This is a genomic window from Nocardioides sp., from assembly GCF_004803405.1.
Lineage (GTDB): Bacteria > Actinomycetota > Actinomycetes > Propionibacteriales > Nocardioidaceae > Nocardioides > Nocardioides vastitatis.
The window spans coordinates 1-616 of sequence record NZ_SSXI01000293.1; the positions used below are offsets into that span (position 1 = coordinate 1).

Annotated in this window: 1 pseudogene; it reads left to right on the forward strand. The window is 76.5% G+C overall.

Going from position 1 to position 616, the window contains the following annotated elements:
- Positions 1 to 356 (forward strand): annotated as a pseudogene (locus E7Z54_RS23570) (type II secretion system F family protein); the annotation flags it as partial.
- Positions 357 to 616 lie beyond the last annotated feature (260 nt).

Genomic DNA, 616 nt, shown 5'->3' on the forward strand with positions numbered 1-616 from the left:
CAGCAGAGCCGGGCGCGGCCGCGCTCCGGGTGGTGGCGGCTGCCTGGCAGGTCTCCCACCGCACCGGCCATGGCCTCGCCGACACTTTGGGCAGGGTGGCCGACGACCTGCGCGCCACCGAGCAGACCCGGCGGATCGTGGAGGGAGAGCTCTCCTCGGCCCGGGCCACCGCGCGCCTGCTCGCTGCGCTGCCGGTCGCCGCGCTGCTGGTGGGCAGCGGCGCCGGCGCGGATCCGTGGCGCTTCCTGGTCGGCCACCCCCTCGGTCTGGCCTGCCTCGTGGGCGGACTCGTCTGCGGCTACGCCGGCCTGGCCTGGATCGAGGCGCTCGCCCGGGACGTCGGAGGCGGACGATGACGGCGCTCCTCGCGGCAGTCTCCGCAGTCAGCGCAGCCCTGGCCGCGGCACTCCTGACCCCTCCGCGAAATGGGACTTCCTGGGTCGCGAGAAGGGAGAGTGCTCGGCCCGAGATGGGAGAGACTCCGCGTGGTCCCACGGACGAAGGACCGCTGCGTCGCTGGCGCGCGGTCTGGGCGCTGCTCGCCGGTGCCGGCGCAGGGGTGCTGGTCGGTGGCCCGCTGGCCGTCCCGGCCGGCCTCGCGGCGGCCGGCGTGGTG